This window comes from Streptomyces sp. NPDC101181, from assembly GCF_044767975.1.
GTDB lineage: Bacteria > Actinomycetota > Actinomycetes > Streptomycetales > Streptomycetaceae > Streptomyces.
In genome coordinates, this window is the sequence record NZ_JBIWOX010000001.1 from 544,875 (window position 1) to 559,964 (window position 15,090).

Here is a 15,090-nt window from a genome sequence, read left to right on the forward strand (position 1 = left end):
CGTTATCGGACCGACACCTGAGGGAGGGCAAGGACCCGTGACCGGACCGTGCCACCATGTGAGCCGCTACAGACGGAGGAGCCGGTGACGGCAGCAACGCAAGCGTCGGGAAGGCGGGCCATGGGCGCCGACGGGGCCAGTACGGGGACCGAGACCGGTAACGGTACGCGCATCGCGCGCGTTCCGAAGTACTACCGGCTCAAGCGGCATCTCCTCGACATGACGGACACCCTGCCGCCCGGCACCCCGGTACCGCCCGAACGCACCCTGGCCGCCGAGTTCGACACCTCGCGCACCACCGTGCGCCAGGCCCTCCAGGAACTGGTCGTCGAGGGCAGGCTGGAGCGCATCCAGGGCAAGGGCACCTTCGTCGCCAAGCCGAAGGTCTCCCAGGCCCTCCAGCTCACCTCGTACACCGAGGACATGCGCGCCCAGGGGCTGGAACCGACGTCCCAGCTGCTGGACATCGGCTATGTCACCGCGGACGACACGCTCGCCGGTCTGCTGGACATCTCGACGGGCGGCCGGGTGCTGCGCATCGAGCGGCTGCGGCTCGCCAGCGGGGAGCCGATGGCGATCGAGACCACCCACCTTTCGGCCAAACGCTTTCCGGCGCTGCGCCGTTCGCTGGTCAAGTACACCTCGCTCTACACCGCGCTCGCCGAGGTGTACGACGTCCGCCTCGCCGAGGCCGAGGAGACCATCGAGACCTCACTGGCCACCCCGCGCGAGGCAGGGCTGCTGGGCACGGACGTGGGCCTGCCGATGCTGATGCTCTCCCGCCATTCGCTCGACGGGCAGGGCGAGCCGGTCGAATGGGTGCGCTCGGTGTACCGGGGCGACCGCTACAAATTCGTGGCGCGCCTGAAGCGGCCCACGGAGTAGCCCCGTTCCGCGCCCGTGCGGCGGCGGTCCCCGAGCCGGCGGGACCGCCGCCGCACCCGTCCGCCCGGCTTCGCGTGGTACGGCTCTGACCTGCGGTGGTCGCCCCGTTGCCGTACCGATATGCGGACGGGGGGTTACGGACGGCGGTCGCAGGACCTAGATTTCGCGCACGTTACGCAGTGATCGCGCGAGGGGACGGATCGTCATGCCGGAAACGCCCACACCAGCCCCACCCGAGAAGGGGCAACGGGCAGCCCTGTCACCGAAGTCCATCGCCGTCTGGGTCGCGGTGGCCCTGACCGGCGGCATCGGATGGTCCGTCCTCGCGCTCTCGCGGGGCGAGGAGGTCTCCGCCGCCTGGATGCTGGCTGCGGCCCTGGGCTCGTACGCCATCGCCTACCGCTTCTACTCCCGGTTCATCGCGAACCGGGTGCTGCGGGCGGACAAGGACCGGGCCACCCCCGCCGAACGGCTCGACAACGGTGTCGACTTCCATCCCACCGACCGCCGGGTCCTCTTCGGCCACCACTTCGCCGCCATCGCGGGCGCCGGACCGCTGGTCGGACCGGTGCTCGCCGCGCAGATGGGCTATCTGCCCGGCACGATCTGGCTCGTCGTCGGCGTCATCTTCGCCGGCGCCGTCCAGGACATGGTGACGCTCTTCTTCTCCACCCGCCGCAACGGCCGTTCGCTCGGCCAGATGGCACGGGACGAGATCGGCCCGGTCGGCGGAATCGCCGCCCTGGTCGCGGTGTTCGTCATCATGATCATCCTGCTCGCGGTGCTCGCGCTGGTCATCGTGAACGCGCTCGCCCACTCGCCCTGGGGCGTCTTCTCCATCGGCATGACGATCCCCATCGCCCTCTTCATGGGTGTCTACCTGCGCATCCTGCGGCCCGGCAAGGTCAGCGAGGTCTCGCTCATCGGCGTCGCGCTGCTGCTGCTCGCGATCGTCGCGGGCGGCTGGGTCGCGGAGTCCTCCTGGGCGGACTTCTTCACCCTGGAGCCGGGCACGCTGGTCATCTGGATGATCGTGTACGGGTTCCTCGCCTCGGTGCTGCCGGTGTGGCTGCTGCTGGCGCCGCGCGACTACCTCTCCACCTTCATGAAGGTCGGCACGATCGCGCTGCTGGCCCTCGGCGTGGTCATCTCGCTGCCGACGCTGAAGATGCCCGCCGTCACCGACTTCGCGAGCAGCGGCTCGGGGCCCGTCTTCGCGGGCTCGATGTTCCCCTTCGTCTTCATCACCATCGCCTGCGGCGCGCTCTCCGGCTTCCACTCCCTGGTCTCCTCGGGCACCACCCCGAAGATGGTCCAGAAGGAGACCCAGATCCGGATGATCGGCTACGGGGCGATGCTGACCGAGTCGTTCGTGGCGATCATGGCGATGATCGCCGCCTGCATCATCGACCCCGGGCTGTACTTCGCCATCAACGCCCCGGCCGGGGTGATCGGCGACAGCGTCCAGAGCGCCTCCGAGGCCGTGGCCGGCTTCGGCTTCTCCATCTCCCCCGACGCGTTGGCCCAAGCGGCCAAGGACGTCGAGGAGGCGAGTCTGCTCTCCCGGACCGGCGGCGCGCCGACCTTCGCACTCGGTATGTCGGAGATCTTCTCCGCGGTGGTCGGCGGCACCGCCATGAAGGCGTTCTGGTACCACTTCGCCATCATGTTCGAGGCGCTGTTCATCCTGACCACCGTCGACGCGGGCACCCGGGTCGGGCGCTTCATGCTCCAGGACATGCTGGGCAACGTCTACAAGCCGTTCCGCGAGGTCAGCTGGAAGCCGGGCGTCTGGTTCGCCAGCGCCGTCGTCGTCGGCGGCTGGGGCTACTTCCTCTGGGTCGGCGTGCACGACCCGCTGGGCGGTATCAACCAGCTCTTCCCACTCTTCGGCATCGCCAACCAGCTGCTGGCCGCCGTCGCGCTGGCGGTCTGCACCACGCTGCTCGTCAAGTCCGGCCGCCTGAAGTGGGCCTGGGTCACCGCGGTACCGCTGGCCTGGGACGTGGCCGTCACGCTCACCGCGAGCTGGCAGAAGATCTTCTCCGACGACGTGAAGGTCGGCTTCTTCGCCCAGCGCGACAAGTACCAGGCGGGCATCGACGCGGGTGAGGTGCTGGCCCCGGCGAAGACCATGGACGAGATGCGGACCGTCGTCACCAACTCCACCGTCGACGGCGTCCTGAGCGCGCTCTTCGCGATCCTCATCGTGGTGGTCCTGGTGGACGCCGGGCGGGTCTGCTTCCGGGCCATCCGCGACCCGGAGTCCGCCAAGCTGCACGAGACGCCGTTCGTCCAGTCCCGGCTGGTCGCCCCGGCCTCGATGTTCGCGACCAAGGAGGAGAAGGCCGAACTGGTCGCGGCGGGCGTCGGCCCCGAGGGCGGCATCCGCAAGGACGAGGCGGGCGCGGGCGGCCAGAGGACCGCGGGCACCGGCGACCGGACCTGAACGGAGGAGGCGGGAGATGAGCGTGCAGGACGTCCGCCGCATCGCGGGCCGCATCCGTTGGTACGTGCGCGAGCTGACCGGCGAGTCGGCCTACGACCGCTACGTCGCCCACGCGCGGGCGCACGATCCGGACACGCCGGTCCTGACCCGCCGCGCCTTCGAGCACCGCCGCACCGACGCGCGCGAGGCGGACCCTCGCGAGGGTTTCCGCTGCTGCTGAGCACCCGCCGGTCCACCGGGGCCGCCGCACCTCTCCCAGGGGCGCGGCGGCCCCTTCTTCTGCCCTCCTGACGGTCGCCAGGCCCCGGGCCGGACGGGCGGATCCCGGGCGGGGAATCCGGAACTCCGGGGAAAACAGAAGACTCCCGACACAACATGTGGGGGCTTCTTCATCAGACGGCCCCCACATGTATGCTCGACCTCGCTGTCGCCGCAGGGGAATCCGGTGCGAATCCGGAACTGTCCCGCAACGGTGTGATCAGTGTGCTTTTGCACACCTGCAAGTCCGAAGACCTGTGGACAGTGCGTCCGGATCGACCGAACCGGATGCCAGACGTCCGGGCCTCGCGGAAGGCCGGTGGATGCCATCAGCAGTGCCGCCCTGCCCGGGTTTCGCGCTGCCCGGCCTCCCCGCCCGCCGCCGGCCCCCTGCCGAGCGAGGGAAAGCCCTGTGACCATCGCGCCCGCCGATCCGGTTTCAGCCACCGAATCCACAGTGCCTCCGGTGTCCCCGGTGTCGACCACGGCCTCGAACGACGGACCCGGGACCGCCCTGCTGCGGACCCTGACCGACCTCACCGTCGATCTGCCCGACACCGACCCCGGACGGGTCGCCGCTGCCGCGTTGCGCGGGCGCAACGCCCGCTCCGACGAGGCCGAGTTGCGTTCGCTGGCCACCGAGGCCGCCGCGGGTCTGATCTCCGAGGACCCGGCGTACTCGCGGCTCGCCGCCCGGCTGCTGACCCTCTCGATCGCCGACGAGGCCGCGAGCCAGGGCGCGACGTCCTTCTCCGCCTCGGTCGCCGTGGGCCACCGCGAGGGCCTGATCGCCGACCGCACCGCCGCCTTCGCCGAGCTGCACGCCACGGCGCTGGACGAGCTGGTCGAGCGGACCCTGGCCGAGGGCGCCGACGACCGCTTCGGCTACTTCGGTCTGCGCACGCTGCACAGCCGCTACCTGCTGCGCCACCCGATCACCCGTCAGGTCATCGAGACCCCGCAGCACTTCATGCTGCGCGTGGCCGCGGGCCTCGCCGAGGACGAGTCGGTGCGCGCGCTGGACGAGGTCACCGCGCTCTACGGGCTGATGAGCAAGCTGGACTACCTCCCCTCCTCCCCCACGCTCTTCAACTCCGGCACCCGGCACCCGCAGATGTCCTCCTGCTACCTGCTGGACTCCCCCAAGGACGAGCTGGACTCGATCTACGACCGCTACCACCAGGTGGCGCGGCTCTCGAAGCACGCGGGCGGCATCGGCCTGTCCTACTCCCGTATCCGCGCCCGGGGTTCGCTGATCCGGGGCACCAACGGGCACTCCAACGGCATCGTGCCGTTCCTGAAGACGCTGGACGCCTCGGTGGCGGCGGTGAACCAGGGCGGCCGTCGCAAGGGCGCGGCGGCGGTGTACCTGGAGACCTGGCACGCGGACATCGAGGAGTTCCTGGAGCTGCGTGACAACACCGGTGAGGACCAGCGGCGTACGCACAACCTCAACCTGGCGCACTGGATCCCGGACGAGTTCATGCGCCGCGTCGACGCGGACACCGAGTGGTCGCTGTTCTCCCCGGCGGACGTGCCCGAGCTGGTCGACCTGTGGGGCGACGCGTTCGACGCCGCCTACCGCGCGGCCGAGGCCAAGGGCCTGGCCCGCAAGACGATGCCCGCGCGCGAGCTGTACGGCCGGATGATGCGCACCCTCGCGCAGACCGGCCAGGGCTGGATGACGTTCAAGGACGCCTCCAACCGGACCGCGAACCAGACCGCCGAGCCGGGCCGGGTCGTGCACTCGTCGAACCTGTGCACGGAGATCCTGGAGGTCACCAACGACGGCGAGACGGCCGTCTGCAACCTGGGCTCGGTCAACCTGGGCGCGTTCGTCGCGAACGGCTCGATCGACTGGGACCGTCTGGACTCCACGGTCCGCACCGCGGTCACCTTCCTGGACCGGGTCGTCGACATCAACTTCTACCCGACCGAGCAGGCCGGGAACTCCAACTCCCGCTGGCGGCCGGTGGGCCTGGGCGCGATGGGCCTCCAGGACGTCTTCTTCCAGCTGCGTCTGCCCTTCGACTCCCCCGAGGCCCGCGCGCTCTCCACGAAGATCTCCGAGCGGATCATGCTCGCCGCGTACGAGGCGTCCTGCGAGCTCGCCGAGCGCTCCGGCCCGCTGCCCGCGTGGTCCGAGACGCGTGCCGCGCGCGGGGTGCTGCACCCCGACCACTACGCCACCGAGCTGAACTGGCCGGAGCGCTGGGACGCGCTGCGCGCCCGGGTCGCGAAGACCGGGATGCGCAACTCGCTGCTGCTGGCCATCGCGCCGACCGCCACGATCGCCTCGATCGCCGGGGTCTACGAGTGCATCGAGCCGCAGGTCTCCAACCTGTTCAAGCGCGAGACGCTCAGCGGCGAGTTCCTCCAGGTCAACGGCTATCTGGTGGAGGAGCTGAAGAAGCTCGGCGTGTGGGACGCCCGCACCCGCGAGGCGCTGCGCGAGGCCAGCGGTTCGGTGCAGGGCTTCGCGTGGATTCCCGAGGACGTGCGGGCGCTCTACCGCACCGCGTGGGAGATCCCGCAGCGCGGCCTGATCGACATGGCGGCGGCTCGTACGCCGTTCCTCGACCAGAGCCAGTCGCTCAACCTGTTCCTGGAGACGCCGACGATCGGCAAGCTCTCCTCGATGTACGCGTACGCCTGGAAGCAGGGGCTGAAGACGACGTACTACCTGCGTTCGCGCCCGGCGACCCGGATCGCCCGTGCCGCCTCCGGCCAGACGTCGGCCACCGCCCCCATTCCCGTACAGCAGGCGCCGGCTCCCGACGCGGACGCGATCGCCTGCTCCCTGGAAAACCCTGAGTCCTGCGAGGCCTGCCAGTAATGAGCACCACCAGCGAGAAGAATCTGCTCGACCCGGGATTCGAGCTGACCCTGCGTCCCATGCGCTACCCCGACTTCTACGAGCGCTACCGGGACGCGATCAAGAACACCTGGACCGTGGAGGAGGTCGACCTCCATTCGGACGTCGCCGACCTCGCGAAGCTGTCGCCGGGTGAGCAGCACATGATCGGCCGCCTCGTCGCCTTCTTCGCGACCGGCGACTCGATCGTCTCCAACAACCTCGTGCTGACGCTGTACAAGCACATCAACTCCCCCGAGGCGCGGCTGTACCTGTCGCGGCAGCTCTTCGAGGAGGCCGTGCACGTCCAGTTCTATCTGACCCTGCTGGACACCTATCTGCCCGACCCGGACGACCGGGCGGCGGCGTTCGACGCGGTCGAGGAGATCCCCTCGATCCGTGAGAAGGCGCAGTTCTGCTTCAAGTGGATGGACTCGGTCGAGAAGATCGAGCGGCTGGAGACGAAGGCGGACCGCCGCCGCTTCCTGCTGAACCTGATCTGCTTCGCGGCCTGCATCGAGGGGCTGTTCTTCTACGGCGCCTTCGCCTACGTCTACTGGTTCCGCTCGCGCGGTCTGCTGCACGGTCTCGCCACGGGCACCAACTGGGTGTTCCGGGACGAGACGATGCACATGAACTTCGCGTTCGAGGTCGTGGACACCGTCCGTAAGGAGGAGCCGGAGCTCTTCGACGACGAGCTCCAGCAGCAGGTCACCGACATGCTGAAGGAAGCGGTCGACGCGGAGCTCCAGTTCGGCCGCGACCTGTGCGGCGAGGGCCTGCCGGGCATGAACACCGAGTCGATGCGCGAGTACCTCCAGTGCGTCGCCGACCAGCGACTGGCCCGCCTGGGCTTCCCGACGGTGTACGGCTCGGAGAACCCGTTCTCGTTCATGGAGCTCCAGGGTGTCCAGGAGCTGACGAACTTCTTCGAGCGCCGCCCGTCCGCCTACCAGGTGGCGGTGGAGGGCTCGGTCGGGTTCGACGACGACTTCTAGGCCTCTTCCGGATTCCGTACGACAGAAGGCCCCACCGTGCCGCTGAGCACGGTGGGGCCTTCCACGTCCCCTGACGGCAGGACGAGGACCGGCCGAACGGAAAACTCTTGGACTGGACCAAGTCTTGACGTGCACACTTTCAAAGCGATCACGCCCGACCGGACCCGGCTCGCTCCAGAGAGGCGCACATGCCCGTCATAGAAGTGGCAGACCTCGTCAAGGAGTTCAGCCGACCCACACGGCAGGAGGGCCGCTTCGCGGGACTCCGTACGCTGCTGACGCGTCAGCAGACCGTCACGCGTGCCGTCGACGGCGTGAACTTCACGGTCCAGCAGGGCGAGATGGTCGGCTATCTCGGCCCCAACGGTGCTGGGAAGTCCACCACTGTCAAGATGCTCACCGGCATCCTCGTCCCCACCTCCGGCACGGTCACGGTGGCCGGTGCCACGCCCTGGCGGGACCGCTCCCGCAACGCCCGCCGGATAGGCGTGGTCTTCGGCCAGCGCAGCCAGCTCTGGTGGGACCTGCCGCTGCGTGACTCGCTCTGGCTGATCGGCCGTCTCTACGACGTGCCGGAGGCCCGGTTCCGCGAGAGGCAGCGGCAGTTCAGCGAGGTGCTCGGCCTCGGTCCGTTCCTGGACACCCCCGTCCGCCAGCTCTCCCTGGGCCAGCGGATGCGCGGCGATCTCGCCGCCGCGATGCTCTACGACCCGGACATCCTCTACCTGGACGAGCCGACCGTCGGGCTCGACGTCATCGCCAAGGAGCGGATACGCACCTTCGTCGGGGAGCTGAACCGGGAGTCGGGCACCACGGTCGTCCTCACCACCCACGACCTCGACGACGTCGAGGAGCTCTGCGACCGGATCATCCTCATCGACCACGGCAGGGTCGCCTACGACGGAGCGGTGGACGAGCTGAAGGCCCGCTACGCGCCGCACCGCGAACTCGTCGTGCAGACCGACCAGCTGGAGAGCGTCGAGGGAGCGGAGGTCGTCCGCAGGGAGGACGGCAAGGTGTGGCTGCGCTTCGACCCCGTCCGCACCCCGCCCGCGGAACTGGTGGCCGCGGTGCTGGCGCGGCACCGGGTGACCGACCTCTCGATCGTGGAACCCGAGCTGGAGAGCGTCATCCACCGGATCTACGCGGACCGCGGATGACCGCGCCGACGACGGCCGACGCCTCGGCGAAGACAGCCCCCGCCCCCACGAGGCAGCCGCTCGGGACACTGCTCCGGGCCCATCTCGCCTGCGCCCGGATGGAGTTCCGCGCCGCCCTCACCTATCGCACGGCCTACCTGTCGTCCTTCGCGATGATGCTGCTCCAGATCTGGCTGCTGACGGTGGTCTGGAAGGCCCTCTACGACGGCCGCGCGGAGGTGGACGGGCTCGGTCTCACCACCATGACGGCGTACGCGACGCTGACGACGCTCCAGTACCAGCTGGTCAGCCCGTGGCGGTCCTCCCCCATCGACCAGCGGGTACGGGAGGGCAAGGTCGCCGTGGACCTGCTGCGGCCGGTCGGCTTCCCCGGCCAGATGCTCGCCGGCCAGCTCGGGTGGGCATCGGCCGCGGTCCCGGTCCTGCTGGTGGCGCTGCCGTTCGCGCTGCTGATCGGCGCGGGCCAGGCACCCGCCTCGACGGCCGCGGCGCTCGCCTACCCCGTGGCCCTGCTCGGCGCCCTGCTCGTGAACCAGCTGCTCGGGCTGCTGCTCGGCATGGTCTCCTTCTGGACCCTGGAGGTGAGCGGCGCCCTCATGACCTACCGCTTCGTCGCCCAGTTCTTCTCCGGGGCCCTGGTCCCGCTGTGGTTCATGCCAGGACCGGTCAGGGCAGCGGCGGAGTGGCTGCCCTTCCAGGCCACCGCGTACACCCCGGCGGCCGTCTACCTGGGTCAGGTCGAGGGCCTGGGCGTCCCGGCCGCCCTCGGGGTCCAGCTCGCGTGGATCGCCGCGCTCGGCGCCCTGGCCGCGTTCGTCTGGTCGCGCGCCCGGCGCCGCGTCATGTCGCAGGGGGGATGAGGGACGATGCGAGGTCCACGGGTCTATCTGCTGCTGGCCGGTGCGGCGTTCCGGGCCGAGTTCCAGTACCGGGGGAACCTGTTCATCAACATCATCGGCGGCCTGTTCTACCAGGGCGTCGGGCTGGCCTTCATCTGGGCGGTGCTGGACCGCTTCGGGCAGATCGGCGGCTGGGGACTGGGCGAGATCGTCTTCCTCTACGGGATCAGGCTCACCGCCCACGGCCTGTGGCTGCTCCCCGGCCACCAGTTGATCCACGTCGACGAGGTCGTCATCGAGGGCGAGTACGACCGCTATCTCGTCCGCCCGGTGCCGCCGCTGGTCCAGCTCCTCACCCGCAGGGTGCGGTTGAGCTCGCTCGGCGACCTGGCGGGCGGGATGCTCCTCCTCGCCATCGCCTCGGCCTCCGCACCGGTCGACTGGTCACCGGGAGCCGTCTGCTTCCTCCTGCTCGCCGTGGTGGGCGGTGCGCTGGTGGAAGGCTCCCTGCAACTGGCCGCCTCCGCGCTGGTCTTCAGGATGAAGCGGGTCTCCCCCATCAAGTTCGCCATCGACATGATCTTCAACGACTTCGGCAACTACCCGCTGAAGATCTTCGGCCCGGTGGCCGGCTTCGGGCTGACCTTCGTTTTCCCTCTGGCCTTCGTCGCCTATCTGCCGGCGACCGTACTGATGGACCGGGAGGAGGAACTCGCCGTACCGGAATGGCTCGCTTGGGGCGCCCCGGCCGTCGGCGTCGCGCTCATGTACGCCGCGTACCGCTTCTGGGGGCGGCAGTCCCGCCACTACGAGAGCAGCGGGCACTGAGCGGGCCCGCCGGGGCCGCGGGGACCTGTCAGACGGCGTCGAACGTCCCGGCTCGTACGCCGGGCCGCTCGTGTCCTGGGAGTCGCGGTACCGCAGGCGGTCCGGCTCCTGCCCCGCCCGGCGTGCGTGCGGCGCCCACCACGCTCTCGCTCATCGCCCGAGGAAGTCGAGTGCGCGCTCATCGAGCTGCGCCGCACAACGCACACCGCGGGCGCGGAACCGCGCGAGGTCCTCAGTCGTTGGGGACGGTCTCGTAGCGCGGCGTGCCCTCTTCCATCTGGCGCAGCGCGTCCTTGCGGTCCCGCTTGGAGAGGCGGTCGATGTAGAGATAGCCGTACAGGTGGTCCGTCTCGTGCTGGAGGCAGCGCGCGAAGTAGCCGGTGCCCCGGACCCGGATCGGGTTGCCCTGGGCGTCCTGGCCACGGACCACCGCGTAGTCGGGGCGGGCCAGGGAGGCGTACGCGGTCGGGACCGAGAGGCAGCCCTCGTTGGAGTCGTCCAGCGCCCGCGCCTCGGGGGCCAGTTCCTCCAGGACCGGGTTGCAGACGACACCGGTGTGCCGCTTGCCGTCGTCGTCCGGGCAGTCGTAGACGAAGACCTTCAGGTCGACGCCGATCTGGTTGGCGGCGAGGCCGACGCCCTCGGCCGTCTTCTGGCTGGCGAACATGTCGTCGATCAGCCGCGCCAGCTCGTCGTCGAACGCGGTGACGTCCTTGCACTCCTTGTGCAGCACCGGGTTGCCCACGACCGTGATCGGACGCGACGTGCCGCGCTCCCGGTACGCCGTTTCGCGCGCCTCGCAGTCCTCGGTGTCGACGACGAACCCCTCGTCGTCCACGCCGATCCGCCCGTCCGTCTCCTGCTGCGACATGTCCGCCGTACGCCTTCCTGCAAAACCTGGGGGAACCGCACCGCGACCGGTGCCCGTACAGCCTACGGGCAGCGGTCAGCAGACTTCTTCGAGATCGCGCCACTCCCGGCTGTCCGGGCTGTCGGCGACCCAGCCGTCCAGCAGCCCGCGCACCAGCCCGGCGGGGGCCGCGAGACCGCACTCGCGCTCGGGGACCCAGAGATCCCCGGCCCCGGCGGTGCGATGGCCGAGCGGCCCCGGGTGGCCGGGCTCGCTGTGGTCGTGCGGGTCCAGGTGCTCCCCGTCGCCCTCGTCGCTCTCCATCCGGCTCTCCGAACAGGCCCGGCACAGCAGCCGCACCGAGGACGACCAGTCCTCGGCGGCGAACCCGGCGTCCGACGCCAGCTTCTCCAGGGCGTCCCGGTCCTCCTCGGTGGCCGCCTCCAGCAGCACCACCCAGGTCGGCACCGGGGACGGTGCCCACAGCTCGATCTCGTCGAACACCGGATAGGCGGGCCCGGCCGCGGTGACCCGCTCGCCGTTGGGCACCCCGTCGTGCAGCACGACCTCGCCCCAGCGCCGGCCGGACGACGGCAGCGGGATGGACAGCACCTCCATCCGGGCCGGGTCGAGCCGACGGCCCCAGACCACCTCGGCCTCGCCCTCCGGGGAGAGCCGCACCGCGGCGCTGCCCAGCTCCATGCCGGTCGGCTCGGTGGTGGCCGCGCTGTGCTGGCCGCTGCCGGGGACCCGCAGGCCGTACGCCTGCCAGGCGCGGCGCGCCAGCGGCCAGTCCTGGAGCGCGGTGGCCGCGATCCCCACGTTCCACCAGTCCGGGGCGCCGGACTCGCGGTCGAGCAGGGCGACCGCCCGCAGGCCCGCCGCGCGCGCCTGCTCCCAGTCGTGCCGGAACTTGTGCAGCAGCGCCAGATTGAACCAGGACTCCGAGAGCCAGGGCTCCAGATCCGCCGCACGCGTCAGCAGCGCCCCCGCGTCCTCGTACCGGCCGTCGCCGATCAGCGTGAACGCGCGGTCCGTGGCCTGCCGCCAAGAGGCGGAGGGCCGATGCCGTACCTTCCCGAAGATCCTCACGATTCCCGCCTGTCCCGACTGGACACCCTCGTCATCCGCTCTGCTTTCGCATCCAACCATGCCCGGCCCGACGCCCGCTCATTACCCATGGGTTACCCACTCCCGGCCGGGGTCAGACCGCCCCGCGCCAGGACACGTCCCAGCGCTTCCACCACCTGTGGCTGGTGGTCGCGCCCGGTGCCGAGTCTGAGGTGCTCCAGCGCGCCAAGCGGCCCGCTCACGCTTTCCCCGCACAGGTCCTCGTATGCGTTGACCGTCCTGACGATCCTGGCGGCGGGCAGCTGTTCCCGGTAGGGATCGGCCTGCTGCTCGACCACGGCGGCCACCTGCGGGTCCACCCCGGTGCGCCGGACGACCGCCCCGCCGAGCAGGGCGATCCGGCGCTGCTCGGCGGCGGGCAGCAGGGCGGTGGCCCCGCCCGGGACCGGGTCGAGGAGGGACAGCTGGCCGATGTCGTGCATCAGGGCCGCGTGCTCCAGGACGGTCAGCTGCGGCCCGGTCAGCCCCACCTCGCGTCCCACGGCGACGGCGAGCGCGGCGACCCGGCGGGCGTGGCCGGGCGGGGTGTGTCCGGCGATCTCGGTGGCGCGGGCCAGTGAGGCGACGGTCTGGCGGCAGGTGGTGCGCACGTCCGTGTACCGGCGGAAGGCGATTTGGGTCAGCAGCAGCGGCCCGCACAGCACGGGCAGCGCCCAGAGCCCGGCGACCGCGACACCGAGCGCCATCACGACGCCGGTCGCCCCCACGGCGGGCCCGATCCCGGCGAGCGCCCGCAGTTCGCCGCCGAGGAGCTGTCCGTACGGGGCCGGGGCCCCGGGCGCGGCCCGGCCTGCCGCGAGCGCGGCCAGCAGGGCGTCGCAGAGCGCGGTCAGCGCCAGCAGGGCGAGCAGGAACAGCGCGAAGCGCGGCCCGTCGCCGAACCAGCGGACGGCGTGCCCGGAGGCGTACAGCGGCTGGAAGCAGACGGCGGCGAACCCCGCGGTCAGCGTCCGGCGGGCGGCCCGGTCCGGGTCGAGCCGGTGACCGCGCGCCGAGCGGGGTACGGCGGCGAGCAGTTGCGCGGCGACGACGACGGCGACCACCTGGAGGGCCCCGGGACCGGTGGGCCGCCCGGCGCTGTCCCCGAGCAGGGCGTACGCGAGCGCCCCGGCGGCCCCGAGCGGCGCGGGCTCCCGCTCGCCTGGGGCGGCGCTCCGGCGGACGGTCTCCCCGAGGGCGACGAGCAGCCCGAAGGCCAGCGCGTGCCCCGGCCCCTGGAGCCCGTGGGCCAGGGTGTGGGCGAACGCGGTGAGGGCGAGCACCAGCGCGGCCCCGCACACCGCGAGGGCGGCGGGGGCGGGGAGGGCCCCCGCGTACCCGCCGTGGCCGCCGTTCACCGGTGCCAGCCGGGTGCGGGAGTTACGGCGGTCGCGGGGGCTTCGGCCGGGCGGGCGCCGGGCATCCGGGGAGCCTCGTCCCGGGTCCCGTCCACCGCGCCCGCCGGTTCGTCCGCCGTGACGGCGGTGTCGGCGGACGTCCAGCCGTGCCGGTTCACGGCCCGCACGAGCGCCCGCACCATGCGCGGGTCGAGCTGGCTGCCCGCGCACCGCCGCAGTTCGGCGAGGGCGGCGGGCACCGGCCGGGCCCGCCGGTAGGAGCGGGTCGACGTCATCGCGTCGAAGGCGTCGGCGACCGCGACGACCCGGGCGGACTCGGGGATGCGGGAACCGCTGAGACCGTAGGGGTAGCCGGTGCCGTCGAGGCGTTCGTGGTGGTGCAGGATCGCGTCGCGCGCCTCGTCCAGGAAGCCGATGCCCCGGACGATCTCGTGTCCGTACTCCGGGTGCAGCTCCACGATCCGGCGCTCGTCGGGGGTGAGCGGGCCGTCCTTGCGCAGTACCCGCGTCGGCACGCCGAGCTTGCCGACGTCGTGCAGGATCCCGGCGAAGCGCAGCGCCTCCACCCGGCCGTCGTCCATGCCGAGTTCTCGGGCGATCAGCACGGAGGCCCGGCCGACCCGCTCGCTGTGGCCCCGGGTGTAGGCGTCCTTGATGTCCACGGCGTGGACGAGCGCGCGGATGGTGGCGCGGTGGGCGGCCTGTTCCCAGTGGTAGTGGGCGAAGACCCAGCAGGAGACGTACATCGGCAGCAGCACGAGGAGCGCCGCGATGGGCCCGTACGCACTGCGCCACAGCACGGCCATCAGCAGCGCGGAGAGCAGGTGTACCAGGTGGGGTCCGAGGGTGCGCGGCAGCAGCGCGCACTGGTCGCGGAGAACGGGGCGCCGCTCCGCCGCCGCGAGGACGACTCCGTCGAGCGCGGTCAGGGCCAGGGTGAAGGTGATCGCCGCGGCCCCGGCCGGCAGCAGGGCGTACGGAAGGTCCGGAGCGCGGCCGGGACCACCCAGGGCGGCGGGGCCGCCGAGACCGGCGTGCACCCAGGAGGCGGCGGCGCAGGTGAGGGCGGGTCGGGCGGCCCGCCAGATCCGGCGGGCGCCGTACGGCGGCTGCTCGATCCGCCCGGCCAGCGCCCCCGGAACGGCTGCCAGCGCGGCGGCCGCGGGCGGCAGCAGCAGGACCCCGGCGAGGAGCAGCGGGAGCGACGATCCGGCGGCGACGGCTCGCCGGCCGCCCTCGTCGCGACGGCGGGCGGCCAGCTCGCAGCCGAGAGAGAGCGCCGCGAGCAGGGCCGTGGTCCCCCACGGGACGGAGGCGGGGGCGGTGAACGCGGGGAGCGTGCAGCCGATCGCGCCGACGACGGCGAGCAGGACGCAGACGCGCGCCGCCGCCGGTGTGCCCCTCACGCCCGCACTCGCCCCCCCAGCATGGTCGGTGGAGGCGCCACGCTAGCGAGTCGGGCGGCTCACCGAGCCGCTACGGGACCGATTAGCACATTCGG

12 protein-coding genes and 1 riboswitch are annotated in these 15,090 nt (G+C 71.6%); of the genes, 8 read left to right on the top strand and 4 right to left on the bottom strand.

Going from position 1 to position 15,090, the window contains the following annotated elements; all coding sequences use genetic code 11:
- Nucleotides 1-120 precede the first annotated feature (120 nt).
- The 8 genes from ACIRRU_RS02305 to ACIRRU_RS02340 all read left to right on the top strand — a co-directional run bounded on the left by ACIRRU_RS02305 (nucleotide 121) and on the right by ACIRRU_RS02340 (nucleotide 10,271).
- The gene (locus ACIRRU_RS02305; RefSeq protein ID WP_363200931.1) at nucleotides 121-885 is read left to right on the top strand and encodes a GntR family transcriptional regulator; all 765 of its coding nucleotides are present in this window, start codon (nucleotides 121-123) and stop codon (nucleotides 883-885) included.
- A 205-nt stretch (nucleotides 886-1,090) separates the two neighbouring features.
- Entirely contained in the window at nucleotides 1,091-3,334 is a 2,244-nt protein-coding gene (locus ACIRRU_RS02310) for a carbon starvation CstA family protein (protein ID WP_403675087.1), read from the top strand.
- Between the two features lie 16 nt (nucleotides 3,335-3,350).
- Nucleotides 3,351-3,554: a YbdD/YjiX family protein gene (locus tag ACIRRU_RS02315; RefSeq protein WP_363200933.1), complete on the top strand. Its 204-nt coding sequence runs from the start codon at nucleotides 3,351-3,353 to the stop codon at nucleotides 3,552-3,554.
- A gap of 174 nt (nucleotides 3,555-3,728) precedes the next feature.
- Nucleotides 3,729-3,870, top strand: a riboswitch (cobalamin riboswitch).
- A 134-nt stretch (nucleotides 3,871-4,004) separates the two neighbouring features.
- Nucleotides 4,005-6,428: a ribonucleoside-diphosphate reductase subunit alpha gene (locus ACIRRU_RS02320; RefSeq protein ID WP_403675090.1), complete on the top strand. Its 2,424-nt coding sequence runs from the start codon at nucleotides 4,005-4,007 to the stop codon at nucleotides 6,426-6,428.
- Nucleotides 6,428-7,444 (top strand): ribonucleotide-diphosphate reductase subunit beta, encoded by a 1,017-nt coding sequence (locus ACIRRU_RS02325; RefSeq protein WP_403675093.1) that lies wholly within the window; start codon nucleotides 6,428-6,430, stop codon nucleotides 7,442-7,444. Before ACIRRU_RS02320 ends, ACIRRU_RS02325 begins: the two co-directional genes overlap by 1 nt.
- A 188-nt stretch (nucleotides 7,445-7,632) precedes the next feature.
- Complete coding sequence (locus tag ACIRRU_RS02330) at nucleotides 7,633-8,604, top strand: ATP-binding cassette domain-containing protein (RefSeq protein WP_403675095.1); 972 nt, start codon at nucleotides 7,633-7,635, stop codon at nucleotides 8,602-8,604.
- Entirely contained in the window at nucleotides 8,601-9,464 is an 864-nt protein-coding gene (locus ACIRRU_RS02335) for an ABC transporter permease (RefSeq protein WP_403675098.1), read from the top strand. The genes ACIRRU_RS02330 and ACIRRU_RS02335 overlap by 4 nt, the downstream gene beginning before the upstream one ends.
- A gap of 6 nt (nucleotides 9,465-9,470) precedes the next feature.
- Entirely contained in the window at nucleotides 9,471-10,271 is an 801-nt protein-coding gene (locus tag ACIRRU_RS02340) for an ABC transporter permease (RefSeq protein ID WP_403675100.1), read from the top strand.
- A gap of 232 nt (nucleotides 10,272-10,503) precedes the next feature.
- Here ACIRRU_RS02340 and def read toward each other — a convergent pair whose 3' ends face one another.
- From def to ACIRRU_RS02360, 4 genes are all read right to left on the bottom strand, one after another.
- Entirely contained in the window at nucleotides 10,504-11,142 is a 639-nt protein-coding gene (gene def, locus ACIRRU_RS02345) for a peptide deformylase (protein ID WP_403675103.1), read from the bottom strand.
- Between the two features lie 75 nt (nucleotides 11,143-11,217).
- Nucleotides 11,218-12,213, bottom strand: a complete 996-nt coding sequence (locus tag ACIRRU_RS02350; RefSeq protein WP_363200939.1) for a hypothetical protein — start codon at nucleotides 12,211-12,213, stop codon at nucleotides 11,218-11,220.
- Between the two features lie 92 nt (nucleotides 12,214-12,305).
- Entirely contained in the window at nucleotides 12,306-13,589 is a 1,284-nt protein-coding gene (locus tag ACIRRU_RS02355) for a metal-dependent phosphohydrolase (RefSeq protein WP_403675106.1), read from the bottom strand.
- Nucleotides 13,586-14,995 (bottom strand): HD-GYP domain-containing protein, encoded by a 1,410-nt coding sequence (locus ACIRRU_RS02360; protein WP_403675109.1) that lies wholly within the window; start codon nucleotides 14,993-14,995, stop codon nucleotides 13,586-13,588. The genes ACIRRU_RS02355 and ACIRRU_RS02360 overlap by 4 nt, the downstream gene beginning before the upstream one ends.
- Nucleotides 14,996-15,090: the final 95 nt, after the last annotated feature.